General features: G+C 71.7%; 20 protein-coding genes and 3 tRNA genes. 8 read left to right on the forward strand and 15 right to left on the reverse strand.

The features are described 5' to 3' along the window. Nucleotides 1-60: 60 nt before the first annotated feature. Together ACZ3OF_RS16300 and ACZ3OF_RS16305 are read right to left on the reverse strand one after the other, a co-directional pair. Nucleotides 61-645: a DUF5819 family protein gene (locus ACZ3OF_RS16300; protein WP_467305128.1), complete on the reverse strand. Its 585-nt coding sequence runs from the start codon at nt 643-645 to the stop codon at nt 61-63. A gap of 250 nt (nt 646-895) precedes the next feature. Continuing rightward, nucleotides 896-2,377 carry an ice-binding family protein gene (locus ACZ3OF_RS16305; RefSeq protein ID WP_467305130.1) on the reverse strand — a complete coding sequence of 494 codons (1,482 nt, stop codon included), beginning with the start codon at nt 2,375-2,377 and terminating at the stop codon, nt 896-898. Nucleotides 2,378-3,078: 701 nt separating this feature from the next. On the opposite strand from ACZ3OF_RS16305, the gene ACZ3OF_RS16310 reads away from it, so the two are divergent. Further along, on the forward strand, nt 3,079-3,933 hold the full coding sequence (locus tag ACZ3OF_RS16310; protein ID WP_361670375.1) for a helix-turn-helix domain-containing protein: 855 nt from the start codon (nt 3,079-3,081) through the stop codon (nt 3,931-3,933). Nucleotides 3,934-4,102: 169 nt separating this feature from the next. Beyond that, on the forward strand, nt 4,103-4,378 hold the full coding sequence (locus ACZ3OF_RS16315; RefSeq protein WP_467305132.1) for a tyrosine-type recombinase/integrase: 276 nt from the start codon (nt 4,103-4,105) through the stop codon (nt 4,376-4,378). Nucleotides 4,379-4,458: 80 nt separating this feature from the next. Here ACZ3OF_RS16315 and ACZ3OF_RS16320 read toward each other — a convergent pair. Beyond that, nucleotides 4,459-4,531: transfer RNA gene (locus ACZ3OF_RS16320), tRNA-Arg, on the reverse strand. Between the two features lie 228 nt (nt 4,532-4,759). Next, a tRNA-Ser gene (locus ACZ3OF_RS16325) sits at nt 4,760-4,850 on the reverse strand. 203 nt (nt 4,851-5,053) lie between these two features. Here ACZ3OF_RS16325 and ACZ3OF_RS16330 point away from each other — a divergent pair. Together ACZ3OF_RS16330 and ACZ3OF_RS16335 are read left to right on the forward strand one after the other, a co-directional pair. Further along, the gene (locus ACZ3OF_RS16330) at nt 5,054-5,494 is read left to right on the forward strand and encodes an SSI family serine proteinase inhibitor (protein WP_361670369.1); all 441 of its coding nucleotides are present in this window, start codon (nt 5,054-5,056) and stop codon (nt 5,492-5,494) included. A 163-nt stretch (nt 5,495-5,657) separates the two neighbouring features. Then, nucleotides 5,658-9,425, forward strand: coding sequence for a PAS domain-containing protein (locus ACZ3OF_RS16335; protein WP_467305134.1), 3,768 nt, complete (start codon nt 5,658-5,660; stop codon nt 9,423-9,425). A gap of 46 nt (nt 9,426-9,471) precedes the next feature. On the opposite strand, the gene ACZ3OF_RS16340 is transcribed toward ACZ3OF_RS16335, so the two are convergent. From ACZ3OF_RS16340 to ACZ3OF_RS16375, 8 genes are all read right to left on the reverse strand, one after another. Continuing rightward, nucleotides 9,472-11,124, reverse strand: coding sequence for a long-chain fatty acid--CoA ligase (locus tag ACZ3OF_RS16340; protein ID WP_467305136.1), 1,653 nt, complete (start codon nt 11,122-11,124; stop codon nt 9,472-9,474). A 122-nt stretch (nt 11,125-11,246) separates the two neighbouring features. Next, the gene (locus ACZ3OF_RS16345) at nt 11,247-11,792 is read right to left on the reverse strand and encodes a SigE family RNA polymerase sigma factor (RefSeq protein ID WP_467305138.1); all 546 of its coding nucleotides are present in this window, start codon (nt 11,790-11,792) and stop codon (nt 11,247-11,249) included. A gap of 150 nt (nt 11,793-11,942) precedes the next feature. Further along, a complete protein-coding gene (locus ACZ3OF_RS16350) occupies nt 11,943-13,109 on the reverse strand; it encodes a lipid-transfer protein (protein ID WP_467305140.1) in 1,167 nt (388 codons plus the stop codon). Beyond that, on the reverse strand, nt 13,106-13,525 hold the full coding sequence (locus tag ACZ3OF_RS16355; protein WP_361670358.1) for a MaoC family dehydratase: 420 nt from the start codon (nt 13,523-13,525) through the stop codon (nt 13,106-13,108). The genes ACZ3OF_RS16350 and ACZ3OF_RS16355 overlap by 4 nt, the downstream gene beginning before the upstream one ends. Further along, nucleotides 13,522-14,550 carry an acyl-CoA dehydrogenase family protein gene (locus tag ACZ3OF_RS16360; protein WP_361670356.1) on the reverse strand — a complete coding sequence of 343 codons (1,029 nt, stop codon included), beginning with the start codon at nt 14,548-14,550 and terminating at the stop codon, nt 13,522-13,524. The genes ACZ3OF_RS16355 and ACZ3OF_RS16360 overlap by 4 nt, the downstream gene beginning before the upstream one ends. Before the next feature lies 1 nt (nt 14,551). Next, entirely contained in the window at nt 14,552-15,478 is a 927-nt protein-coding gene (locus tag ACZ3OF_RS16365; protein WP_467305143.1) for a bifunctional MaoC family dehydratase N-terminal/OB-fold nucleic acid binding domain-containing protein, read from the reverse strand. After that, nucleotides 15,475-16,641: an acyl-CoA dehydrogenase family protein gene (locus ACZ3OF_RS16370; RefSeq protein WP_361670352.1), complete on the reverse strand. Its 1,167-nt coding sequence runs from the start codon at nt 16,639-16,641 to the stop codon at nt 15,475-15,477. The genes ACZ3OF_RS16365 and ACZ3OF_RS16370 overlap by 4 nt, the downstream gene beginning before the upstream one ends. Nucleotides 16,642-16,857: 216 nt before the next feature. Beyond that, the gene (locus tag ACZ3OF_RS16375; RefSeq protein WP_361670350.1) at nt 16,858-17,166 is read right to left on the reverse strand and encodes a hypothetical protein; all 309 of its coding nucleotides are present in this window, start codon (nt 17,164-17,166) and stop codon (nt 16,858-16,860) included. Nucleotides 17,167-17,507: 341 nt separating this feature from the next. Between ACZ3OF_RS16375 and ACZ3OF_RS16380 the strand changes: the two genes are divergently transcribed. Next, the gene (locus tag ACZ3OF_RS16380; RefSeq protein WP_467305146.1) at nt 17,508-18,422 is read left to right on the forward strand and encodes a bifunctional DNA primase/polymerase; all 915 of its coding nucleotides are present in this window, start codon (nt 17,508-17,510) and stop codon (nt 18,420-18,422) included. A 72-nt stretch (nt 18,423-18,494) separates the two neighbouring features. On the opposite strand, the gene ACZ3OF_RS16385 is transcribed toward ACZ3OF_RS16380, so the two are convergent. The 3 genes from ACZ3OF_RS16385 to ACZ3OF_RS16395 all read right to left on the reverse strand — a co-directional run bounded on the left by ACZ3OF_RS16385 (nt 18,495) and on the right by ACZ3OF_RS16395 (nt 20,852). Continuing rightward, nucleotides 18,495-18,579, reverse strand: a tRNA-Ser gene (locus ACZ3OF_RS16385). A 75-nt stretch (nt 18,580-18,654) separates the two neighbouring features. Beyond that, nucleotides 18,655-19,143 (reverse strand): carboxymuconolactone decarboxylase family protein, encoded by a 489-nt coding sequence (locus ACZ3OF_RS16390; protein ID WP_467305148.1) that lies wholly within the window; start codon nt 19,141-19,143, stop codon nt 18,655-18,657. 179 nt (nt 19,144-19,322) lie between these two features. Beyond that, the gene (locus ACZ3OF_RS16395) at nt 19,323-20,852 is read right to left on the reverse strand and encodes a S1C family serine protease (RefSeq protein ID WP_467305150.1); all 1,530 of its coding nucleotides are present in this window, start codon (nt 20,850-20,852) and stop codon (nt 19,323-19,325) included. A gap of 177 nt (nt 20,853-21,029) precedes the next feature. Between ACZ3OF_RS16395 and ACZ3OF_RS16400 the strand changes: the two genes are divergently transcribed. The 3 genes from ACZ3OF_RS16400 to ACZ3OF_RS16410 all read left to right on the forward strand — a co-directional run bounded on the left by ACZ3OF_RS16400 (nt 21,030) and on the right by ACZ3OF_RS16410 (nt 23,895). After that, nucleotides 21,030-21,863: a glycerophosphodiester phosphodiesterase gene (locus tag ACZ3OF_RS16400; protein ID WP_361670339.1), complete on the forward strand. Its 834-nt coding sequence runs from the start codon at nt 21,030-21,032 to the stop codon at nt 21,861-21,863. 95 nt (nt 21,864-21,958) lie between these two features. Then, entirely contained in the window at nt 21,959-22,561 is a 603-nt protein-coding gene (locus tag ACZ3OF_RS16405) for an ATP-binding protein (protein ID WP_467305153.1), read from the forward strand. 365 nt (nt 22,562-22,926) lie between these two features. Beyond that, a complete protein-coding gene (locus ACZ3OF_RS16410; RefSeq protein ID WP_361670336.1) occupies nt 22,927-23,895 on the forward strand; it encodes a DUF5926 family protein in 969 nt (322 codons plus the stop codon). The last annotated feature ends 87 nt before the right edge of the window (nt 23,896-23,982 follow it).

The raw sequence follows: 23,982 nt of genomic DNA on the forward strand, positions 1-23,982 counted from the left end.
AATACGACTGCCCGCCCGGTGGTACGTTCCGACACTTTCGGCGCCACGACCGATTCCTGCTCAGTCCGTTGCATTGGAGGCCACCTTCCACCAGGGCAGATACCGTGTATCGGCCCGCGCCGGTGCCGCTGCGACCGGGCGGGATTCAACCGCTGCGCCGGGCGCAGCGATAGGCAGCGTGATCACTCGCAGCTGGATGGAATCGAAGGGGCCGCCATGTTGGGCGGCGACGCGATCTGCCGCGATGTTGCGCAGATACTTCTCGATCATCAGAGCCCGCTCCGAGCGCGGCTGATTGTCTCTGCCATGCGTTTTGAGGAACGCGTTCCAGGCCTGGCGCAGCATGTTCTGTGCCGTATGGCTGGGGAAGACGTTGTGCTTTACGGCGGAATCGTCCACAGCAGTCAGATCGATCCAGTCACTCACCTGGGCGGTGCCGTCTGGTGCTGTCTGCTTGACCCTCGCCGAGATCTGCCGGTTGACGGACTGGGGATTCGGGGCGAAGAGCCGCCAGTTCTGCTCGAACACGGGCCGAACCCACGCGTTGACCTGCTGGCTGTACGCCTTCGAGACGGCGTTCGGAGGCGCCACGTACAGAAACACCAGAAGTACATGAACCAGGGTCACTGCCAGGCACAGGGCCACCGCGGCTCCTGTTCCAGCGCTCAGCAGGCGAGGTGGCCCCGAAATCTCACGGGCGCTACCCGCTCCCCCGCCGCCGTCCTGCGTTGCCGGCTCAGTGCCGGTCCGCTGCGGATACTTCTCGTTTGTCGACCCAGCACCGCTCAGCACGCCCCACCCGGTCCTTCCGATCCTGACTGTTCGCACCTGCTGCTCCTGCTTCCGCCGGCGGTGCGCGACGGAATCGATGACGATCCGCCGCGCACCACCCGTCTCACATCCAGTGCGGAACGTGCCACTCGTACTCGCCGTGCTTGCCCGGCTTGTACGGCCCGTAGTGGTGGCCGGGCTTGTACGGCCCGTCGTGGTGGCCCGGCTTCCCCGGCTTCCCCGGCTTCCCCGGGGAGTCGCACGCGCAGTCGCCGTATCCGCCCGTCTCATGCCCGCCCGTGTCGTGCCCGCCCGTGTCGTGCCCGCCCGTGTCGTGCCCGCCCACGGCGGCATCACCCGTCGCGGCATCACCCGTCGCGGCGTCACCCGTCGCGGCGTCACCCGTGGCGGCATCACCGGTCGCGGCATCACCGGTCGCGGCGTCACCCGTCGCGGCGTCACCCGTGGCGGCATCACCGGTCGCGGCATCACCCGTCGCGGCGTCACCGGTCGCGGCGTCACCCGTCGCGGCGTCACCCGTGGCGGCATCACCGGTCGCGGCGTCACCCGTCGCGGCGTCACCCGTGGCGGCATCACCGGTCGCGGCATCACCCGTCGCGGCGTCACCCGTCGCGGCGTCACCCGTGGCGGCATCACCCGTGGCGGCATCACCGGTCGCGGCGTCACCCGTCGCGGCATCACCCGTGGCGGCATCACCGGTCGCGGCATCACCCGTCGCGGCGTCACCCGTGGCGGCGTCACCCGTGGCGGCATCACCGGTCGCGGCATCACCCGTCGCGGCATCACCCGTCGCGGCATCACCAGTGGTCGTGGTGGTCGCGGCGTCGCCGGTGGTCGTCGTGGTGGTGTCTTCACACAACGGCCTGGTGATCACGTTGTTATTCAGCGTCACGGCCGCGTTGCGGGCCAGCACACGGCCCTCGATGGTCGCTCCACTGTTGACAGTGATCGATGTGAGCGCCATGAGAGTGCCCACGAAGGTCGAGCCGGATCCGAGCGTGGCCGATTCGTCGGTCACCCAGAACACGTTGCACGCCTGGGCGCCGTTCTGAAGGACGATGCTGCTCCCGGATGCCGTTGTCAGTCCCGCAGGCACCTTGAACACCCAGACGGCATCAGGGTTGTTCTGGGCATCCAGGGTCCACGTCCCGTTCACCAGGAGACCGGACTCGACGGCGTATGTACCCGGAACCAACGTGGGAGTCACGGGCGCCGGGGAAAGGTTGAATTCCGTGGGCTGCCCGAAGGCGTTGTCGTACGCGGTGCCGAGATCGGCCTTCGCCCCTGCAGCCGCCGCGCCTGCGTAGATCGTCCCGTCCGTCACCGTCCCGGGCGGGAATCCCGTAACGGCCGTTCCCGGAGATACACCGACATCTCCGGTGACCATAGAATTGCCTTCGTTGGTGACCGTCGAACCGGCCAGCACTGCGAAGCTTTCCGCAGTACCCAGCGGGACAACTGTTGCTGCATTTGCTCGTGTTGGCGTAACTGCCACGACGGCAACAGCGACCAGCAGGGTGAGTACCCCCGCGATCCAGGCCGTCATCGTGCGCCGTTGCGGCGCATCGGGAATGTTCAGTGTCATCGAGGAGCCAACTCCTGTTAGGGGGTGGTGGCGTCCGGCGTTCCTCGTCAAACGGAATCGCCTCTTCTGTCGGCGGCATATTACGCAGACACCCAACCCAGGTGGCGATTCACTCGGGTGATGTCGCCGAAATCATCAATACACATCAAGGAATGTACGATCAATATTGAGCCGACTGGCCGCCCCCCATCGGTGCGGCGATCCACCGTCGACCACTGTTCAGGGGAGCCATGAATTCGCCGTAGCAGAAATTCCCCTCACCTGGACGGCGGTTGCCGCAGGATTGGAGAGGCGGGCAGTGCATGTCCCCTAAGGGTTGTCCCGTAAATGATCTATGAGCGCCTCGGGCGCGGGTCCAGCTCGCCAGGGTGGTAACGCAGCGTCGGTGGTGACCAGTGCGGACGGCCCTGGGCCGACAACTCGGGGAAGGCGAGTCCGGGAACGCCGTCAGCAGCGCCGGTCCCGAGGGGTGCGTTCCGGCTGCGCCGGCATGGCCGGCTGTTCTTGCCCCGCCGGTTGTCGCCCCCTCTATCGCGGCGTGGAGCACCGCTCTGTTCGGGGCATCATCGAGCGGCAAATTACATGGTCACAATCCGTTTCCACCGCGGCCGGAGCCGACGGCACGGCGGATGATCAACAGTCGGTGCTCCGTGCCAACCTGCTGGCTCACGCAGAGCATTGAAGCTGGAGGTACACCGACCGTGGCGGCGAACAACACCCCCACCGTCAGGGGACGACGACTGGGAGCGGAGCTGCGCCGGCTCCGTATGGCCAGCGGTCTGACCGGGACGCAGGTGGCGGCGCACCTGCTGGTTTCCCAGGCCAAGGTCAGTCACATGGAGACCGGCCGCCGTGCCGTCAGTCCCCGCGACGTGCGTGATCTGTGCTCGCTCTACGGCGTCACCGACCAGGATGTCGTCGATTCCCTGACGGAGCTCGCCGGGGAATCGGGCCGGCACGGTTGGTGGCACGCGTACGGCGACATCCCCCACAGCGTGTATGTCGGCCTGGAGGCGGAGGCCGCCTCCATCGGTGCCTTCGAGGCCATGGTGATCCCCGGTCTGTTGCAGACGCCCGCCTACGCGGCCGCGGTCATCGAGGAAACGATCCCCCTGGTCACGGTCGAGCAGGCCGCCGCGCGCCTGAGGGTGCGGCTTCGGCGTCAGCACCGGCTCTACGACCCTGCCCGCCGCCTTCACCTGTGGGTGGTCCTGGACGAGTCGGCCCTGCGGCGCGTCGTCGGCAGCCGGGAGATCATGCGCGAGCAGCTGGAGCACCTGCACACGCTGAGCACCGAGCCGCACATCACTGTGCAGGTCCTTCCTCACACGGCGGGCGCTCACCCTGGCCTTGCGGGACAGTTCTCCCTCCTGCGGTTCCCCGACAGCCGCGAGGCAGTGGTGTACCTGGAGAGGTTCACCAGCGGCCTCTGCCTGGAAAGGCCGGCCGACGTGCAGCAGTACCACGCGGTGTACGCGCACCTGCAGGCGCAGGCCCTCAGCCCCGGGCACACCCGGCACTTCATCACCGACACCATCAAGCTCTACACATCATGAGGAGCACCTGGTCAGAGGTCACCCGAACCAGAGTGCAGCTCGGGGAAGCCTCCTTGGCCGAATCCCGGCCATCCTCATTACGGGACAGTCACCGGGCCCCACCAGCCGACCGGCCTCATCTCCACCACGTCGACCGGCCGGGCCACCGACCCCCGGAGCCTGAACCCGGATGCTCACGGTTCTCTGCACCAACGCCAAGGTGCGGCGGCTCCGGGCGCACGACCTGCGCCACACCTGCCCCTCGCTGCTGCTCGCTCAGGGCGTGGACGCCCGCACCATCATGGAGACGCTCGGGCACGGCACGATCACGATGACGCTCGACACCTACGCCCACGTCATGCGGACGACGCTCAAGGCGGCAGCCGATCGAATGGATGACGCCCTGGGCCTTGACGACACCGGCGAGGAAGAGGGTGAGGCTCCCGAGGAGACGCCGGCCGCCTGATCGGTTCGGCCGCCCGCGTTGATGTCACCCGCTGATGTCAAAGGCCCCCTGGACGATGTCCAGGGGGCCTTTGACCTGTGTGCACTCGGCAGGATTCGAACCTGCAACCTTCTGATCCGTAGTCAGATGCTCTATCCGTTAAGCTACGAGTGCTTGTGCTTCTCGGCTTTTTTCTTGCCGGTCGGCGTTGCGTGGACAACATTACATGACCTGCGCCGTAGCGCGAAATCCATTAGCCAGACCCCCTCTGACCTGCGGAAACGCCATCCTGGGGGTTCTCCTCCGCCCCCGTGGCGCCGCCGTACGGGTGAGCCTCGATCCGTCGTCCGGGGCCGGGAACGGCCGAAGCCCCGGCCTGTGGGGCCGGGGCTTCGGGTGGGGCGGAGGCGGAGGGATTTGAACCCTCGATGGGCTTTAAGGCCCAAACCGCATTAGCAGTGCGGCGCCATAGACCGGACTAGGCGACGCCTCCATGCACTCTCACGCGGGCGTGAGTGGTGCGTGCAGATGATGACACAGGCGAGCCTGGTGTCACCAATCGCTTCTCACCGTACTAGCCCTCCGGGGCGGAGAGCAAAGCCCCTCGGCGCACCCCGGTTGCGCAACGAACGGCAGTACGGAGCGTTAGAGGAGACGGGCCCGCGCCCCCGGCCCATCCGCCTCCCTGGAGTTCGTATGCTGCGCAGCCTCGTCCTCGCCGCCCTCGCCGCCACCACGACCGCCGCCGCCGGCCTCGGTGGCGTGGGAGGGCTCGGGCCCCTGCCCTCCCTGCCGTTGCTGTCCTCGCCCGACACACTGACCGTGACGATCACCAGCAGCGGCCACCGGAACGCCGACGGCACCTTCCGGCTCGAGTGCGGCGACAGGCCCGGCGGGACCCACCCGGCCGCCGCGCGCGCCTGTGCCCGCCTCGCCGGACACGCCGAGGCGGGGAAGGACCCGTTCGCGCCCGTCGCCAAGGACCGGTTCTGCTCCCTCCAGCACGGCGGGCCCGCCGCCGCGCACATCACCGGGCAGTGGCAGGGCCGCGCCGTCGACGCCCGCTTCTCCCGGGCCGACGGATGCGAGATCGAACGGTGGGAGAACCTGGAGCCCGTACTGCCCCACGTGCGGTGATGAGGTGAGGATGCCGTCGGGATGTTGCCGGGGGCATGCGACCTCCCCCCGAGACCGCCGGGCCTGCCTTTAGACTCCCTCTCAGTGACAGGCTGCGGTCCGGAGGGCAAGATGGGGCCGGCCAGCCGGGCAAGGTGCAGTGGGTCAGGGAGGAAGCGTCGTCGTGAGCAGCAGGCCATCCCGAGGCGCTGCTCGCCTCGCAGCCATACTTGACGCCCTCCCCGACGGCCTCGTGCTCGTCAACTGCAACGGCACGGTCGTCAACGCCAACACCATCGCCCTCGGCATGTTCGAGACCCCCGGCACCGCACTCGTCGGGCGCGGGCTGCTCGATCTGCTGCCCGGGTTCGACTCGCGCCTGATCCCCGGCTCCATGCGGCGCCCCGAGGGCACCGACGAACACGGCCGTACGAAGCCGACCCGGATGATCGCCCGCCGGACGGACGGCAGCGAGTTCGCCGTCGAGGTGACCAGCGCCAGCCTCGAGGACGGGCGCGAGGCCTACGACTCGTACACCGCCTACACCGGCGACGAGCTGCTCATGCTCGTCGTCCGCGACCTCACCGGCACGCTCGACACCGAGGCCGAGCTCGCCCGCTCGCAGCGCCAGACCGAGATGATCCTGCGCGCGGCCGCCGAAGGCGTCGTCGGTACGGACACCGACGGACGGGTCGTCCTCGTCAACCCCGCCGCCGCACAGATCCTCGGCTACCGGGCCAGCGACCTCGGCGGCAAGGACCTGCACCCCCTGATCCTGCACTCGCGCGCGGACGGCGAGCCCTTCCCGTACGAGGAGTCGCCGCTCGCCGACACCCTCAAGTCGGGGCGCAAGCACCGCGTCCGCGGGCAGGTGCTGTGGGCGAAGAACGGATCTCAGGTACCGGTCGACCTCACGACCGCTCCCGTACGGGACGGGGACCAGCTCGTCGGCGCGGTGATGACCTTCACCGACCGCCGGCCGTACGAGCAGCTCGCCGAGGAGCGGACGAGCGAGCTCGCCGCCCTCACCGAGAAGCACGACGCCGAGCTCGCCGAGCTGAAGAAGAGCCACGAGGAACGGGCGACGGCGGACAAGGAGCGGTACGAGGCGCTGGCCGCCCGGCACGAGCAGCTGACGGCCGTCCTCGGCGAGTCGCTGCGCGGGCCGCTGGAGGAGCTGCGGACCGAACTCTCCACCCTCGCCGCAGACGACGCCGGACAGCTCTGGCCCGAGGCCAACCAGCTCCTGCACCACCTGGCCGCCGGATACGCCCGGATGACGACCCTCGTCGACAACGTCCTCGGCTACCAGCGCCTGGACGCCGGGACGGAGACGCTCGGCACGTCCGTCGTCCTGCTCGACACGGTCGTCACGGCCGGCGTCGACGGGGCCGTGGAGCTCATCGGGCCCGGCCGGGCGCAGTTCGCCGTGCACGCCCCGCCGATCGAGGCCGAGGTGGACGCGGGCCGGCTCGCGACCGCGCTCGCCCATCTCGTCGCGGACGTCGCCGGAGTCGACTCCACCGGCAAGGCCCGCGTCGTGCCGGGCGCCGGGTACGCCGACTCGACGATCGTGGTGGCCGCCGCGCAGCGCGGTGACGTCGTACGGATCGAGGTCCGCGGACCGTACGCCGGTGGCGACCCCGTCCACCAGCCCATCGTCCGCGGCATCGTGGCCGCGCACGGCGGCGTGGTGCAGACGCACGAGGTGCCGGGGATGAGCGGCAGCGCGTACGTCCTCGAGGTGCCGCTCGGCGCCGGGAGGGGGACGGTCACGCCCCCGCCCGCGCCCCCTGCGCCCGCTGTCGCGTCCGCCTCGGAGCAGGCGGGCGCGCCGTCCGACGGGGCCGCGCTCGCGCTGCCCGCGCAGGCCTCGGACACGAACGGTGGCGGACGGCGGCGCGCCCGGCGTGCGTCCACCGACGCCTTCCTGGACAGCCCGGTGGCCGCCGAGGGCGGCGACGCCGGCGCCGTCGAGCCGACCGGACGTCGCCGCGGCCGTACGGAGCAGGCTCCGGCCGCTCCCGCCGAGCTGATCCCGGCCCAGAACGCGGGCACGGCGGGCGGTTCGGGAGAGAGCGCGGCCTCCTCCGGTGCCGTCGAGCCGACCGGGCGCCGTCGCGGCCGGCCCGCCGAGGGCTCCGTGGTGACCGCCGCCGAAGGCGCGCAGGGCCGTGCCGCGCTCGGCGACACCGTGCCCCCGCAGGGCGTGCCCGTCCCCGCCCAGGGCGTCCCGGCCGAGGCTCCCGCCCTGGCCCGGGCCCTGCCCGCGGCGAGCGGCGACGAGACGGGCGCGCCGCAGCCCACCGGGCGCCGCGCGCGCCGGGCGCTCGCGGCGCAGGAGCGGACCGCGGCCGCCGAGGCCGGGCCCCGTACGCCGTTCGCGCTGCCCCCGGCCGACGCGGACCGCGCCGCGGAGCCCGAGAGCGCTCAGCACCCCGCGCGGCAGGCACAGCCGCAGGCCGTACCCGCGTCGCAGCCGGCACAGCCGATGCCGCAGGCCATGCCGGTTTCGCCGCCGACGCCCATGCCGATGCCGATGCCCATGCCCGTGGCGGCGCCGATGCCGATGACCGTCGGCGACGAGGCTCAGCACGACGCCGTGCGGTCCGGGCCGGACGCCGACCACACGCCGCCGCACCCGCTGCCCGAACCGACCGGTCGCCGCCGGAACACGAGCGGACCGCAGGAGACGACCAGCGGCACCGGCACCGGTTCCGTACCGCTGCCTCCGGAGATGCCCGCGCCTGCCGCCGGGCCCGCCGCGACTGCCGTACCCGCCGCGACTGCCGCTCCCGCCGCCGCGCCGAAGGAGCCGAAGGACGGGACGCAGGGTGGGCGCGCGTTCAGCGTGCGGACGCTCGGGCAGGGCGTGCCCTTCGCCCAGCAGATCGCCGCACAGCAGATCGCCGCACAGCAGACCGCCGCACACCAGAACGGGCAGACCCCGCCGCCCGCCGGGAGCAACGGCTCCGGGCGGCGGCGCAAGCTCGCCACCCCGCCCGAGGGCGACCGGCCCGCACCCGCCGCCGTGTCCGCGGCACCCGCCGAGCCCGCGGGCAAGCCGCACCCGCAGACCAAGCTGGCCCCCGCGGCCCCCGAAGGCCGCTCGTACGCCATAGGGGCCCCCGCCGAGGGTGCCGCCGAGGGCCCCGAGCCGCTGGACGGTCCCGGCGGCGCGGTCGAGGTCGCCCACCAGCCCGTGCCGCGGCCCCTCGACGACGAGCTGCCCCCCGAGCCCCTGGACAACCCGCGCCGGCTGCTCGTCTGGCCCGCGCCGGACGTCTCCACACAGCAGGCGCTGAGCGACCGCGGCTACCGGCCGGTGATCGTCCACTCCCGCGAGGAGGTCGACGCCCAGATCGCCGCCTTCCCGGCCGCGCTCTTCGTCGACCCGCTGACCGGGCCCATCACCCGTACCGCGCTCCAGTCGCTCCGCCAGGCGGCCGTCGCCGCCGAGGTGCCCGTCCTGCTCGCGGCCGGGCTCGGGCAGGCCACCCGGGAGGCGGCGTACGGCGCCGATCCCGCCGTACTCCTCAAGGCGCTGGCGCCCCGCGACAGCGAGCAGCACCCGTCGCGCGTGCTGCTCATCGAGGAGAACGACGACATCGCGCAGGCGCTCGCCGCCACCCTGGAGCGGCGCGGGATGCAGGTGGCACGGGCCGCGGCCGACACCGACGCGGTCACGCTGGCCACCCAGATCCGGCCGAACCTGGTGGTGATGGACCTGATGCAGGTGCGCCGCCGGCGCGCCGGGATCATCGACTGGCTGCGCGCGAACGGGCAGTTGAACCGCACCCCGCTCGTCGTCTACACCTCGGCCGATCTCGACGAGGCCGAGCTGCCGAAGCTCTCGTCCGGCGAGACGGTCCTCTTCCTCGCGGAGCGTGCGAACAGCAACGAGGTGCAGGCCCGGATCGTCGACCTGCTCGCGAAGATCGGCACCAACTGAGAAGGAGGGGGCGCGGTGTCCACCGCGCCCCCTCCCTCCGTACGGACTACAGCTGGGTGACGTCCAGCTCGCCCTCCGCGTACTGCCTGCGGATCACCTTCTTGTCGAACTTGCCGACGCTCGTCTTCGGCACCGCGGGCACGATGGCCCAGCGCTCCGGGAGCTGCCACTTGGCGATGCCGCCCTCGGTGGCGAGGAAGTCCTTCAGCGCCTCGTAGTCCGCCGTGGCGCCGTCCTTCAGGACGACGGTCGCGAGCGGCCGCTCGCCCCACTTCTCGTCCGGTACGGCGACGACGGCGGCCTCGGCGACCTCCGGGTGCGCCATGATGGCGTTCTCCAGCTCGACGCTCGAAATCCACTCGCCGCCGGACTTGATGACGTCCTTGGCGCGGTCGGTGAGGGTGAGGTAGCCGTCCGGGCTGATGACGCCGACGTCGCCCGTCTTCAGCCAGCCGTCCTCGCTGAACTTGTCGGCGGGCCGAATCGGGTCGCCGTCGACGCCGCCGAAGTACGAGCCGGCGATCCAGGTTCCGCGCACCTCCAGCTCACCGGCCGACTCGCCGTCCCAGGGCAGCAGGTCGCCGCCGGGGCCGACGAGGCGGCCCTCGACACCGGCCGGGAAGCGGCCCTGCGTGACGCGGTACGACCACTCCTCCTCGGCGGTCAGACCGGCCGGCGGGTGGGCCATGGTGCCGAGCGGGGAGGTCTCCGTCATGCCCCAGGCGTGGCAGAGGCGGACGCCGAGCCGGTCGTACGCCTCCATGAGGGAGGGCGGACAGGCCGCGCCGCCGATGGTGACCTGCTTCATGGAGGAGAGGTCGCGGGGGTTGGCGGTGACCTCGGCGAGCAGGCCCTGCCAGATGGTGGGGACGGCGGCGGCGTGGGTCGGCTTCTCGCGCTCGATCATCTCGGCGAGCGGGGCGGGCTGGAGGAAACGGTCCGGCATCAGCATGTTGATGCCGGTCATGAACGTGGCGTGCGGCAGGCCCCAGGCGTTGACGTGGAACTGCGGGACGACGACGAGCGTCGTGTCCGCGGCCGTCAGACCCATCGACTCGGCCATGTTGACCTGCATGGAGTGCAGGTAGATCGAACGGTGGGAGTAGACGACGCCCTTGGGATCCCCGGTGGTGCCGGAGGTGTAGCACATGGCGGCGGCCGCACGCTCGTCGAGCTCGGGCCAGTCGAAGGTGGTGGGGCGGCCCGCGATCAGCTCCTCGTAGTCGTGCACGCGGGGCGTCACCCCGTCCAGCGCCGAACGGTCGCCGGGACCCGCGACCACGATGTGCTCGATGGTCGGCAGGTGGGGGAGGAGCGGCACGAGGAGGGGAAGCAGCGAACCGTTGACGATGACCACCCGGTCGTCGGCGTGGTTCACGATGAACGCCAACTGCTCGGGGGGAAGCCGCAGGTTGAGGGTGTGCAGGACCGCACCCATGGAGGGGATCGCGAAGTACGCCTCGACGTGCTGCGCGTTGTTCCACATGAGCGTCGCGACCCGCTGGTCGCCCGTGACTCCGAGCTCGTCGCGCAGGGCGTTCGCCAACTGGGTCGCGCGGGCGCCCGTCTCCGCGAAGGTCTGGCGGTGCGGCTCGGGCTCCCCGGTCCAAGTGGTGATCAGGGACTTTCCGTGAATCGTCATCCCGTGGTTCAGGATGCGGGTCACAGTCAGCTGTACGTCCTGCATGGTGCTCAGCACGGCGTCCTCCCGGTGGGCGCTACGTGGCAGTAAGGGTGTGGAGATTCTGCGCACGTACCGCTCGGTATGTCACTACCCGGGAGTACGGAAATTGCCAGTGACCGCTGGCAGAGGCAGCGGCGTCAGCGTACGGGGGAGAGTTCCGGGTCCTCGCGGAGCTTGCCGAGCGCACGCGACACCGCGCTCTTGACCGTACCGATCGAGACGCCCAGCACCTCGGCCGTCTGCGCCTCGCTGAGGTCCTCGTAGTACCGCAGGACGACCATGGCCCGCTGGCGGTCGGGGAGCTTCATCACCGCGCGCCACATGGCGTCGTGCAGCCCCTGCCGCTCGGCCGGGTCCGGCTCGGGCAGCCCGGCCGGCTCCGGAAGCTCCTCGCACGCGAACTCGTCGACCTTGCGCTTGCGCCACTGGGACGTGCGGGTGTTCAGCAGCGCGCGCCGCACATAGCCGTCCAGGGCGCGGTGGTCCTCGATCCGCTCCCAGGCGACGAACGTCTTGGTCAGCGCGGTCTGCAGCAGGTCCTCGGCGTCCGACGGGTTCGCGGTCAGCGAGCGCGCGGTGCGCAGCAGCACGGGCCCGCGTGCCCGTACGTAGGACGAGAACGACGGGTAGCCGGCGGCCGTGGAGGCGCCGACACAGACGGGGCCGGGAGGTGGCGGAGTCATGACTCCACGCTAGGAGCGGGTACGTGGGCGGCGGATCGGCCCCAGGTCCCGAACCGCACTCCCCCTCAGGTTGTAGGGGTGGGGATGGCTGGACCTCCTGAAGGTGGAGGTGGGGTGAGCCTGGAGTCAGGGTCGGGGCCGGCCGGCGCCTCAGCGGTCCGCGCCCAGGATCAAACCGGACGTAGGGACTCCGGTGCCCGCCGTGACCAGCGTCCTGGCCGCGCCCGGTATCTGGTTCACGGACGTGCCCCGTACCTGCCGCACGGCTTCCGCGATCCCGTTCATCCCGTGCAGATACGCCTCCCCCAGCTGGCCTCCGTGGGTGTTCAGCGGCAGCGCGTCCGCCGCGACGAAGTCGGCCGCCTCCCCGGGGCCGCAGAACCCGAACTCCTCCAGCTGCATGAGGACGAACGGGGTGAAGTGGTCGTAGAGGATGCCGACGTCGATGTCTCCGGGGGCGAGACCGGAGGTCTGCCACAGCTGTCTCGCCACCACGCCCATCTCGGGCAGGCCGGTCAGGTCGTCGCGGTAGAAGCTGGTCATCGCCTCCTGGGCGCGTCCGGCTCCCTGGGCCGCGGCGACGATCACCGCGGGCGGCCGGCGCAGGTCGCGGGCGCGCTCGGCGGAGGTGACGACGATCGCTTGGCCCCCGTCGGTCTCCTGGCAGCAGTCGAGGAGCCGGAGCGGCTCGACGATCCAGCGGGAGGCGGCGTGGTCGGCGAGCGTGATCGGCTTACCGTGGAAGTACGCGGCGGGGTTGGTGGCCGCGTACCGCCGGTCGGTGACGGCGACATGGCCGAAGGCGTCCGGGGTCAGCCGGTACGTGTGGAGGTACCGCTGGGCGATCATGGCGACCCAGGAGGCCGGGGTGAGCAGCCCGTAGGGCAGCTGCCAGCCGAGCGCGGCGCCCTCGGCGGAGGGCTCGCGCCGCTGGACGCCCGAGCCGAAGCGGCGCCCGGAGCGTTCGTTGAACGCCCGATAGCAGACGACGACCTCGGCGACCCCGGCCGCCACGGCGAGGGCGGCCTGCTGGACGGTGGCGCAGGCGGCCCCGCCCCCGTAATGGATGCGGGAGAAGAACGACAGCTCGCCGATGCCGGCCGCCTGGGCGACGGTGATCTCCGGGCTGGTGTCCATGGTGAAGGTGACCATGCCGTCCACGTCGGCGGGGGCCAGCCCGGCGTCGTCGAGCGCCGCGTGCACCGCCTCCACGGCCAGCTTGAGCTCGCTGCGGCCGGAGTCCTTGGAGAACTCGGTCGCCCCGATCCCGGCGACCGCGGCACGCCCCCCGAGCCGGTCGGCCCTCCGGATGCTCATGCCCCTGCCCCCTTCGCCTCGGGCGCCGACTCCCGCTCCGGCAGGCTCACCGTCACCGTGCCCGTCACGTGGTTGCCGAGCCCGTTGGCGCCGACCACGCGCACCTGGGCCGTGGCGCCCTCGACCTCGGTGACCATGCCCGTCAACGTCAGCGTGTCCCCCGGGTAGTTGGGCGCGCCGAGCCGTATCGCCACCTTGCGCAGGACCGCCCCCGGGCCGAGCCGGTCGGTGATGTACCGCCCCACCAGGCCGTTCGTCGTCAGGATGTTCATGAAGATGTCGGGGGAGCCCTTCGCCCTGGCCAGCTCCGCGTCGTGGTGCACGTCCTGGTAGTCCCGGGAGGCGACGGCCCCGGCGACGATCAGGGTGCGGGTGATCGGGATCTCCAGCGGCGCCAGCGTGTCCCCGGCCTTCATGAGCGCTCTCCGTTCGCGATCAGGTCGCCCAGTTCGGCGAGGAGTTCGGTGCCGCAGCCGAGGTAAGCGTCGAGCTGTCTGCCCCAGAGGAAGTGACGGTGGACGGGGTGGTCGAGGTCGGCCCCCATGCCGCCGTGGAGGTGCTGGCCCGCGTGGACGACCCGCTTTCCCGCCTCCGACGCCCACCAGGCTGCGGTCAGCGCGTGCTCGGCGGCCTCCAGCCCCTCGTCGTGGCGCCAGGCCGCCTCGTAGGCCGTCACCCGGATCGCCTCGGTGTCCATGTGGGCGTCGGCGGCCCGCAGCTGGACGGCCTGGTGGGTGGAGAGGGGGCGGCCGAACTGCTCCCGTACCGAGGTGTACGCGACGGCCCGGGCCAGCGAGCCGGCACAGACCCCCGCCTGGAGCCCGGCGAACACGATCCGGGCCGTGGCCAGCACGTCCGCACGGGCGCCCATGCCCCCGATCCGCTCGCCGCGCGCGCCGTCGAGGACGAGCCGGCCGGCGGCCCAGGGCGCGGTGAGCTCCACGGGCACGACGGAGGCTTCCGCCGTGGACACGAGCCACAGGGCGCCGTCCTGGTCCGGTACGAGGACGTGGGTGGCGTCCCTGAGCCAGGGCACCCACTCCACCGCCCCCGTCAGACGGCCGTCCCCGTCGGCCCGCACGTGTCCGGCGGGCGGGAAGGCACCGGTCGCCACGCTCGTACCGTCCCGGAGCCCCGGCAGCAGCCGCTCACGCTGCTCCTCGGTGCCGTGCCGGGCGACGGCGAGGAGGCCGAACGCACCGCTCGCGGCGAACGGCACCTGCGCCGTCGCGCGGCCCTGCTCCTCGGCGAGCAGCACGAGGCCGAGCAGCCCGATCTCCTCGACCGCACCGGGCAGTCCGGCCGCGCACAGGGCCTTCCACAGCTCGGCGTCCGTGCCCGAGCCGGCCGCCGCGAGCCGCTCGTGCGTGGAGAGGTCACCGAAGATCCGCGCCGCCAGCCCCTGGGCCGCGGTCTGCTCCTCCGTGGGCGTGAAGTCCATGTCAGCCCTCCCCGCCGTCCTGCGCCCGGAAGACGGGCAGCTCCAGCTCGTCGTCCACGCGGAGGAACTCCAGCCGGACCGGCATCCCGATCCGGACCTTGTCGTACGGCACACCGACCACGTTGCTGACCATCCGTACGCCTTCGGTCAGTTCGATCAGACCGACCGCGTAGGGAGGGTCGAAGGCCGGGAAGGGCGGGTGATGCATCACCACGTACGAGAAGACGGTCCCCTCGCCGCTCGCCCCGACGGTGTCCCACTCCGGCGAGCCGCAGGCACCGCACCCGGGCAGCCAGGGGAAGCGGAGGGCCGCGCAGGCCGCGCAGCGCTGGATGAGCAGCCGGTGCGCGGCGACGCCCTCCCAGAACCCGGCGTTGTCCCTGTTGATCACCGGCCGGGGCCGCCTGGCCACGGGCTCGCCGCCGCGCTTCGGCTTCGGTGCCGCCGGCGCGTACTTGAGGATGCGGAAGCGGTGGGTGCCCGCGAGCTCGCCGCCGGCTCGGATGTCCATCCGGGTCGTGACGAAGTGCCCCGTCCCGAGCTTGGTGGTCTTGCGCTCCGACACCGACTCGATCACGGCGTCGAAGGTGATCGCGTCGCCCGGCCGCAGCGGCCGCGGATACTCCTGCTCGCAGTCGGTGGCGACCACGGAGGTGAACCCCGCTTCGTCCAGGAGCGTGAGCAGCTCGTCGTACGCCCCGGACCGGTCGGTGTGGCCGGACAGGCCGCCCATCGTCCACGCCTGGAGCATGGTGGGCGGCGCGACGGCGTCCGGCCCCCTGTACGCCGGGTCGGTGTCCCCCATCGCCTCGCACCAGTGCCTGATCATGGGCTCGTTGACCAGGTCCTTGCCGGCGCCCGCGGTGGCGGCGGGCTGCCCTTCGTACGCCTTCAGCCGCTCGTACAGGCCGTCCGGACCGTTCCTCATCGCCGCCCCCTCCCCTTCATGCCGAGTCGCATCGTCGCGACGATCTCGCGCTGCACCTCGCTCACCCCTCCCCCGAAGGTGTTGATCTGCGCGGCGCGGTTCATCCGCTCGAGCTCACCGCCGTCGAACTCCCCCGGCGACCCCGCTCGCACGAGACCCGCTCCGCCCGCGATCTCCTGACATATTCGGTACACCTCCACCGCCGATTCGGTTCCCGCGAACTTCACCCCGCTGGCATCCCCGGGGGCCGGCCGACCGGCCCCCACATCCCCCACCAGACGCCAGTTGAGCAGGCGCGTCGCCGCGAGCCGGGCATGCGCCTCGGCGGCCCGGATCCGTATCCACGGCTCGTCAATGCGGCGCCGCCCCGTCACCGGATCGGGTGTGCGGGCCAGGCGGAGCGCCGCCTCGTAGAAGTCCTCGGCCTGCATTCCGATGGCGGCGAGGGCGACGCGTTCGTGGTTGAGCTGGTTGGTGATCAGCCCCCAGCCCCCGTTCTCCTCCCCGACGAGGTTCCCGGCGGGGACGCGGAGGGAGTCGTAGTACGTCGCGGTCGTCGTCAGCCCGCCGACCGTCTCGATCGGCGTCCACGAGAAGCCGGGGGCGTCGGTGGGGACCAGCACGATGGAGATGCCGCGGTGCTTGGGGGCCTCGGGGTCGGTGCGGCAGGCGAGCCAGATCCAGTCGGCGTTCTGGGCGTTCGAGGTGAAGATCTTCTGCCCGTCGATCAGCCAGGAGTCCCCGTCCCGTACCGCCTTGGTGCGGAGCGAGGCCAGGTCGGTACCGGCCTCCGGCTCGCTGTACCCGATGGCGAAGACGGTCTCGCCGCGCAGGATCCGGGGGAGGAAGTACGCCTTCTGCTCCTCGGTCCCGTACTTCATCAGGGTCGGGCCGACGGTGTTGAGCGTGACCATCGAGACGGGGGCGCCCGCGCGATAGGCCTCGTCGAAGAAGACGAACTGCTCGTCGGGGCCGCGGCCCTGTCCGCCGTACTCCGGCGGCCAGCCGACCCCGAGCATCCCGTCGCCTCCGATACGGCGCAGCAGGGCGCGCTGCGCTGCGCCGTCGGTGGCGGGCGGCGGGCCGTCGGGCATCACATCGCGGAAGTACGCGCGGAGTTCGGCGCGCAGCCGCAGCTGCCGCTCGGTCGGGGCGAGGTGCACGGCGACGGCCTCCCGTGGGTACGGCTAAGGTTTCTGACTGTCCGTCAGATACCGGAGCGGTGTCAAGGTCACGGACGCGGCGGGCCGTCCGGGCGCGCGCCGCGGACGAACCCGGAACGCGCGCAGCGGCCCGTGCGCCGGCGCCGAAGCGCCGCCGCACGGGCCGCTGTTCACCCCGTGGTGATTCCCCCCGTCGGGCCGGACCCCAGCTGTCGGCTAGAGCCACCAGGGGTAGAAGTTGACCGTCGCGTTCGACTGGTCGATGGCGGTGAGCCCGGAGCCGTTCACGCTCGCGGTGTTGTTCTGATTGGACGCACCGGACCCGGTGGCTACCTGCTGCGTGGTCGTCGAGTTGCCGAAGTTGTCGCCGCCCACGCCGCTGCCGATGATGGAGGCGACGCTCGTGTTCGATCCGTCGCCCGCGAATCCGCCGTTGTCGGCCTGCGCGACGCCACCGAAGAGAGCGGCGGCCAAGGGCAGCGCGGCGGCAGCGGCGAGAACGCGGGCGGTACGGATGCTTGCCATGTCTTTTCCTCCGTGAGCTGAGCTGAAGCTGTCGTGCCGAAGCACTGAAGTACGGCTGGTTCCAAGGCAGTTGGCCGACCGCCTCGGTCGTTGTGCTCGACGTCGCGACTCCAGAGTTGCCCACACAATCCCCGGCGAACCACCCCTCAGCAGCCGATTCCCCCTCAAGCGTGAGGACAAGTCGATAAACCCCCTTCCCGAACCCGAAGACGCAGCTCAGCGGGCCAGGGGCCGGATCACGCCGCTGCGGCCGCACCACCGCAAGAGGGGAAGCGTTCCGGCAGATTTTCAGCCAATCCTCCCCTCTTCCTTTTTTCGAACGCATGTACGAAACTGAGCTCATGGCCACCTCCGACCGGCGCTCCGCCACCCTGGCCCTGGCCCACGCACTGTCTGCGGCAGAGCGCGGCCTCCCCGTCATCCCCCTGTCGTCCTCCAAGCTCCCCGCGCTGCGCTCACCCCACCGGGACGACTCTCACCCGGTCGTCTGCCACGGCGAGTGCGGCCGTCCCGGGCACGGCGTGCACGACGCGACCACCGATCCCGCGGCCGTACGGGCACTCTTCGCCGCCGCGCCCTGGGCCACCGGCTACGGCATCGCCTGCGGGCGCCCGCCGCACCACCTCATCGGCGTCGACCTCGACGTCCTCCACGGAGACGCCCCCGCGGACGCGTCGGCCGAGCTCCGCCTCCTGGCGCTCCAGCACCTGTTCACGCTGCCGTCCACGGTCACGGTCCTCACCCCGAGCGGCGGCCGCCACCTGTGGCTGACCGGGCCGCCGGACGTCGTCGTCCCGAACTCGGCGAGCCGCCTCGCCCCCGGCGTCGACATCCGCGGCGCCGGCGGCTACCTGGTGGGACCGGGCTCGGTCACCGCCAAGGGCGCGTACCGGCTCGCCCCGGGCAGCGAGGACCTCGACCCGGCACCCTGCCCGCGCACCCTCCTCGACCTGATCGCGCCGCCCACGCCACCCCCGCGCCCCCACCACGCCCCGACGAGCCCGCGCCACGGCCGCGGGCTGATCCACTTCGTCCGCACCGCCCACGAGGGCCAACGCAACACGCGCCTGTTCTGGGCGGCCTGCCGGGCGTACGAGAACGGCCTCGGCGACTCCCTCGCCGACGCCCTGACGTCGGCGGCGGTCCACACGGGCCTGACCGAACACGAGGCCCGCACCACCATCCTCTCGGCGGCCCGCCTCACCCGGCACGCGGAAACCGACGCACCGACCGGGCGCGGTCACCTCGCGGGGTGACACGCACGCACGACGAAGGGGCGCCCCGTGACCGGGGCGCCCCTTCTGGTCAGCACAGCTGCTGACGTGCTGCGGTGGGTGTGGGATTTGAACCCACGGTGACTCGCGCCACGACGGTTTTCAAGACCGTTCCCTTAGGCCGCTCGGGCAACCCACCCATGCCCCGCCTCACCTGCTGCGGAGCGGCTACAGCCTACCGGGTGGGCGCATGCGGCGGGGATGGAAGGGCTCGTCAGGACCACTGGGTCTCCGCGAGCGAGCTGACCGGCTGCGGCTTGCCGATGACGGCCACGGCGATGAAGAAGTTGATCTGACCGATCGCGATGGTCAGGGTGGCCAGCGCCTTCTCGTCGTAGTGCTTCGCCACCTCGGCGTACAGCTCGTCCGTGACGCGCTCCCTGCCGTGCGGGGCGGGCTGGAGGGTGGCCTCCACCAGGGCGAGGGCGGCGCGCTCGGCGTCGGTGAAGTACGGGGCGTCCTGCCAGGAGGCGACCGCGGTGATCCGCTCCTCGGAGACCCCGGCCTTGCGCAGGAATCCGGTGTTCAGGGTCGTCAGGTAGGTGTTGCCGACGATCTGCCCGGCCCGCAGGTGGATCAGGTTCATCGTGGTGCGCGGCACCGAGCGGTTGCCCGTGGCCCGGAACAGGGCGGCGCCGATGTCGTCCAACTCGGGCACGAAATCGGCCGGGTTGGGCATCCGGGAGATGGTGGGGTTCGTCATGGCTGTGCTCCTTCGCTTCGGTCTGGCCGGCGTCTTCACAGCACTGACGGAGCGGTGGGCACACATGTGACAGGGATACGGGAGAGATTTTCCTGGGGTTCGGAGCGGGCCCGGACCACGGCGGCAAACCGCCCCGCGCCGGGTCCCGTTCGGGGCGGCGCGGGGATCGGCTCGGACGGTCAGTTGTCGCCCGTGCGTTCGCCGAGGGTCACCGTGGTGGTGGCTTCCTTGCCGTCGCGCTCGTAGGTGATCTTGATCGAGTCGCCCGACTTGTGCGTCCAGATCTCGCTGATCAGCGTCGGGCCGCTGTCGATCTGGCGGTCGCCGAAGCCCGTGATCACGTCGCCCGGCTTCAGGCCCGCCTTCGCCGCCGGGCCGTCCGCGATGACGGCCGGGGTGCCGCCCGCGCCCTCGTCGGCGATCGTGGCGCCCTCGCCCCGCTCCGTCATGTTCACCGTCGCGCCGATCACGGGGTAGACCGGCTTGCCCGTCTTGATCAGCTGCTCGGCCACGTTCTTGGCCTGGTTGACCGGGATGGCGAAGCCGAGGCCGATCGAGCCCGCCTGCGTCTGGCCGAGGCCGCTGCCGGTCGACTGGATCGCCGAGTTGATACCGATCACCGAGCCGCTCGCGTCCAGCAGCGGGCCGCCGGAGTTGCCCGGGTTGATCGAAGCGTCCGTCTGCAGGGCGCTCATGTACGAGTTGCTGCCGCCGGAGCCGTCGCCCGAGGCCACCGGGCGGTTCTTGGCGCTGATGATGCCCGTCGTCACCGTGTTCGACAGGCCGAAGGGCGCGCCGATCGCGATCGTCGAGTCGCCCACCGCCACCTTGTCGGAGTCGCCGAGCGGGAGCGGAGCCAGCCCCTCCGGGGCCTTCTTCAGCTTCAGGACGGCCACGTCGTAGCCCTCCGCGCGGCCCACGACCTCCGCGTCGTACGTCTTGCCGTTCGAGAAGGTCGCCGAGAGCGTGCCGCCCTCCGCCGCCGACGCCACCACGTGGTTGTTGGTGACGATGTGGCCTTCCTTGTCGTAGACGAAGCCGGTGCCCGTGCCGCCCTCGCCCTCGCTGTCCGTGCCGCTGCCGCTGCCGCCGGACTTCGCCTGGATGGTCACGACGCTCGGCAGCGCCTTGCCCGCCACCGCCGCGACCGTGCCCGGGTCGCGCTTGAAGGCCGCCGGCGAGTCGCCCGCGGCGACCGTCGTCGAGCTGATCCCGTCGTCGCCGCGCTCGGCCGCCCAGTAACCGATGCCGCCGCCGACGCCACCGGCAACCAGAGCGGCCACGAGGACCGCCGCGACGAGTCCGCCGGTCCGCTTCTTGCGCGGAGCCTCCGGGACGGGCGGGACGGGCGCACCCCAGGCCGGAACGGTCGGCGGAGGCGGGGGCCAGCCACCTGCCGCCGCCGCGGCCGGGACCTGAGCCGGGGCCGGGGCGTGGGCCTGAGCCGGGGCGTGGGCCTGAGCCGGGGCGTGGGCCTGGGGAGCAGGCTGAGCCTGAGTCTGGGGAGTGGTCGGGGCCTGAGGCCCGGCCGGGGCGTGGGTCGGTGCCTCGGCCTGGGTCGGTGCCTGCGGTTCCGCCGCGGCCGGAGGGCCTGCCGGCGCCTGCTCGTGAGCGGCGGGCGGGGCGACCGGGGGCGTGGGAGGGGCGGGAGGGGCGGACGGGGCACTCGGGTCCGCCGGAACCTCGGTGCCCTCGTTCTCGGTGCTCACAGCTCTCTCCTCGTTCACTGCACGGGTGGATGCCATCACTAGGGTGCTGCGAACAGCTTTTCCCACAGGCCGTCAGGCCACTGTAAGGCGGAGCTGTGCATCCGCACCCCATTCTTTATATACGGACAGAACGGACGCGATCCGCTACGGCCGCCCCGCCAATGGCACCATGACGCGGTGACCCACGCACGGCAGCACCCCCGGCCGCACTCGAACCCCGCCCCCGTCCAGGTGGTCGCCCACCGCGGGGCCTCCGAAGACGCCCCGGAACACACCCTCGCCGCCTACGTGAAGGCCATCGAGGACGGCGCCGACGCCCTCGAGTGCGACGTCCGGCTCACCGCCGACGGCCACCTCGTCTGCGTCCACGACCGCCGCGTCAACCGCACCTCCAACGGTCGCGGCGCCGTCTCCGCCCTGGAGCTCGCCGACCTCGCCGCCCTGGACTTCGGCACCTGGAGGGGCCGCGAGGAAGCGGGCGAGAGCCCGGACTGGAAGGACTCCGGACTCACCTCCGTACTCACCCTGGAACGTCTCCTGGAGCTCGTCTCCGACGCCGGGCGCCGGATAGAGCTGGCCATCGAGACCAAGCACCCCACCCGCTGGGCGGGCCAGGTGGAGGAGCGGCTGCTGACCCTCCTCAAGCGGTTCGACCTCGCGGAGCCGGCGGATCCGGCGGATTCCGCGGTGCGCGTCATGAGCTTCTCCCCGCGCTCCCTCAGCAGGATCGCCGCTGCCGCGCCGACCCTCCCCACCGTCTCGCTGTCGCAGTTCGTCACCCCCCGGCTGCGCGACGGACGGCTGCCCGCGGGCGCGCGGATCGCCGGACCGTCGATCCGGATCGTCCGCCACCACCCCGCCGTGATCCTGCGACTCCAGAAGGCCGGGCATCAGGTCCACGTATGGACGGTGGACGAACCGGAGGACGTGGAGCTCTGCGAGCGGCTCGGCGTGGACGCGATCATCACCAACCGACCCAAGCAGGTGCTGTCCCAGTTGGGCCGTCTTTGATCCTGTTTCCCTCCTCACGCATCCCCTTCTTCCCCACCCGTCACAGGTGTACAGGGAGTGCACCGGCGCGTTCGGTCCGTACTCGATCGTCACGAGTGCGTCACCGCACGCTCATGAGGCGGTTTCCGGTCCAGGCCATTGGGGCATCCACACCGTGGCGTGGGGCAAAGGAGGTCTCGGGGGTGGCGTTGGTGGTGGCACAGGAGGTGCCCACGTCGTCGAGCATGGCCGTACCCCATGGCCCTGCGGGCGTGGGTGAGGCGAGACATCGCATGCGGGAGCAGCTGAGCCGCAGCGGGATGTCCGAATCGGTCGTCGACGATGCGGTACTGATCCTTTCCGAGCTGCTCAGCAATGCCTGCCGGCACGGCAGGCCGCTGGGGCGGGCAGAGATGGGCGATGGGGATGTCCGTGCGGCCTGGCGCGTCGATCCGTCGGGTGGCCTGACGGTCGAGGTGACGGACGGCGGTGGTCCGACCCGGCCCGTTCCGTCGACGCCCTCGGTCACCGCGCGCGGCGGCCGTGGGCTGAACATCATCAGTGCGCTGGCTCAGGACTGGGGCGTACGGGACAACGCGTCCGGCGAGGTGACGGTCTGGGTGGTCGTCACCGAAGGCCATCGCCGCGAGGACTTCGCCGCGCGGGTCGGCGGCGGCCAGGGCTTCGAGTTCCTGGACGCGTACGACGACCTGGACTGACCCCGGACCGCGTCCGGCACCGGGCCCCGTCCGGGACGGGGCACGCCCCGGACCGCGTACGACCGGCCCCGTCCGAGACGGGGCACGCCCCGGACCACGTCCGACACCGGCGACGTCCCGGGTCGCACCCGACACCGGCCCCGTCCGGGACGGGGCCCGTCCCGGACCACGTACGACACCGGCGACGTCCCGCGCCATGTCCGGCACCGGCCCCACCCGGCACGGGCCCGACACGGGCCCCGCCCGGTGAACGTGGCCGCTTGAGTCCCTCGGCGCTTCCGTACGGCTAGGCTCGCCCGACACAGAGCCGTGCACCGAGCGCGGCCTGCACCACACGCACTGCCGCTATCGGGAGAAGCCACACCATGGCCAAGAAGCGCCCCCAGACGAAGGCCGTCAAGGCACAGGTCACGAACGGGGAGATCCCGGTCGTCGGCGCGCGCGAGCCGTGCCCCTGCGGGTCGGGCCGCCGCTACAAGGCGTGTCACGGCCGGGCCGCCGCGCACGCCGTGACCGAGCTGGTCCAGCGCCCCTTCGAAGGGCTGCCCGGCGAGTGCGACTGGGTCGCGCTGCGCGAACTGGTGCCCGCCGCCACCGTTCCGCTCACCCTCAAGGACGGGCTGCCCGAGGGCGTGCCGTCCGTGACGCTCGCGACCGTACTGCCCATGGCGTGGCCCGCGCTGCGCCGCGACGACGGCTCCGTCCTCCTCGCCCTGCAGAACGACTCCTCCTCCGGCGACCTCGCCCGCGATCTCGCCGACACCCTCCTGCGCGCCCTGGAGGCGGAGCCGGGCACTCCGGTCTCCGGCCGTCGCGTTCCGGCCGAGGGCCCGCGCCTTCAGGATCTGCTCGACCCGAACAGCGATTTCACGCCGGTCGTGCACACGGGCTTCGAATTCTGGATTCCGGAGTCCTCCGACAACTCCAACCCGGAGGTCGGTGCCTCCCTGGAGCGCGCCAACGCCGCCGCGATCCCCACGGTCAAGCTGACCGGCGTGGACTCGTCGTACTGGTGCGAGACCCCGGAGAAGAACCACCTGCGCTGGGTCATGCCGCACCCCGAGGAGAAGCTCCTCGACGCGCTCGCCCGCCTGCACGCCGCCGGTACGTCCTCCCTCGGCGACGACACCCGTCTCGTCGGCTCCTTCCGGGCCCACGGCCTGATGGTCCCGGTCTGGGACCTGCCGACCTCGATGCGCGCCGAGGACTGCGAGAAGCCGGCCGCCGAGTTCGCCGAGCGGCTCGCCGCGGCGCTGGCCACCGACGCTCCGCTCACCCCGGAGGAGCGCCGCGCCCGGGGCGGTCTCACCAACCGCCAGGTCACTCTGAGCTGACCCCCGTGATGCGCGTGGTGATGGCGGGGACTGACAGACCGACCAGTCGGTGACATCCGCCACAACTCCTCGTGCGGCCAGGTAAAT

Source organism: Streptomyces sp. NPDC022552, from assembly GCF_055561875.1.

Bases quoted from the DNA above. Each gene is read 5' to 3' on its own strand.
- ACZ3OF_RS16315 (WP_467305132.1), top strand. From the start codon at position 4,103: ATGCTCACGGTTCTCTGCACCAACGCCAAGGTGCGGCGGCTCCGGGCG.
- ACZ3OF_RS16375 (WP_361670350.1), bottom strand. From the start codon at position 17,166: ATGGCAAGCATCCGTACCGCCCGCGTTCTCGCCGCTGCCGCCGCGCTG.
- ACZ3OF_RS16390 (WP_467305148.1), bottom strand. From the start codon at position 19,143: ATGACGAACCCCACCATCTCCCGGATGCCCAACCCGGCCGATTTCGTG.
- ACZ3OF_RS16380 (WP_467305146.1), top strand. From the start codon at position 17,508: ATGGCCACCTCCGACCGGCGCTCCGCCACCCTGGCCCTGGCCCACGCA.
- ACZ3OF_RS16350 (WP_467305140.1), bottom strand. From the start codon at position 13,109: ATGAGCATCCGGAGGGCCGACCGGCTCGGGGGGCGTGCCGCGGTCGCC.
- ACZ3OF_RS16345 (WP_467305138.1), bottom strand. From the start codon at position 11,792: ATGACTCCGCCACCTCCCGGCCCCGTCTGTGTCGGCGCCTCCACGGCC.
- ACZ3OF_RS16355 (WP_361670358.1), bottom strand. From the start codon at position 13,525: ATGAAGGCCGGGGACACGCTGGCGCCGCTGGAGATCCCGATCACCCGC.
- ACZ3OF_RS16410 (WP_361670336.1), top strand. From the start codon at position 22,927: ATGGCCAAGAAGCGCCCCCAGACGAAGGCCGTCAAGGCACAGGTCACG.
- ACZ3OF_RS16330 (WP_361670369.1), top strand. From the start codon at position 5,054: ATGCTGCGCAGCCTCGTCCTCGCCGCCCTCGCCGCCACCACGACCGCC.
- ACZ3OF_RS16365 (WP_467305143.1), bottom strand. From the start codon at position 15,478: ATGAGGAACGGTCCGGACGGCCTGTACGAGCGGCTGAAGGCGTACGAA.
- ACZ3OF_RS16305 (WP_467305130.1), bottom strand. From the start codon at position 2,377: ATGACACTGAACATTCCCGATGCGCCGCAACGGCGCACGATGACGGCC.
- ACZ3OF_RS16360 (WP_361670356.1), bottom strand. From the start codon at position 14,550: ATGGACTTCACGCCCACGGAGGAGCAGACCGCGGCCCAGGGGCTGGCG.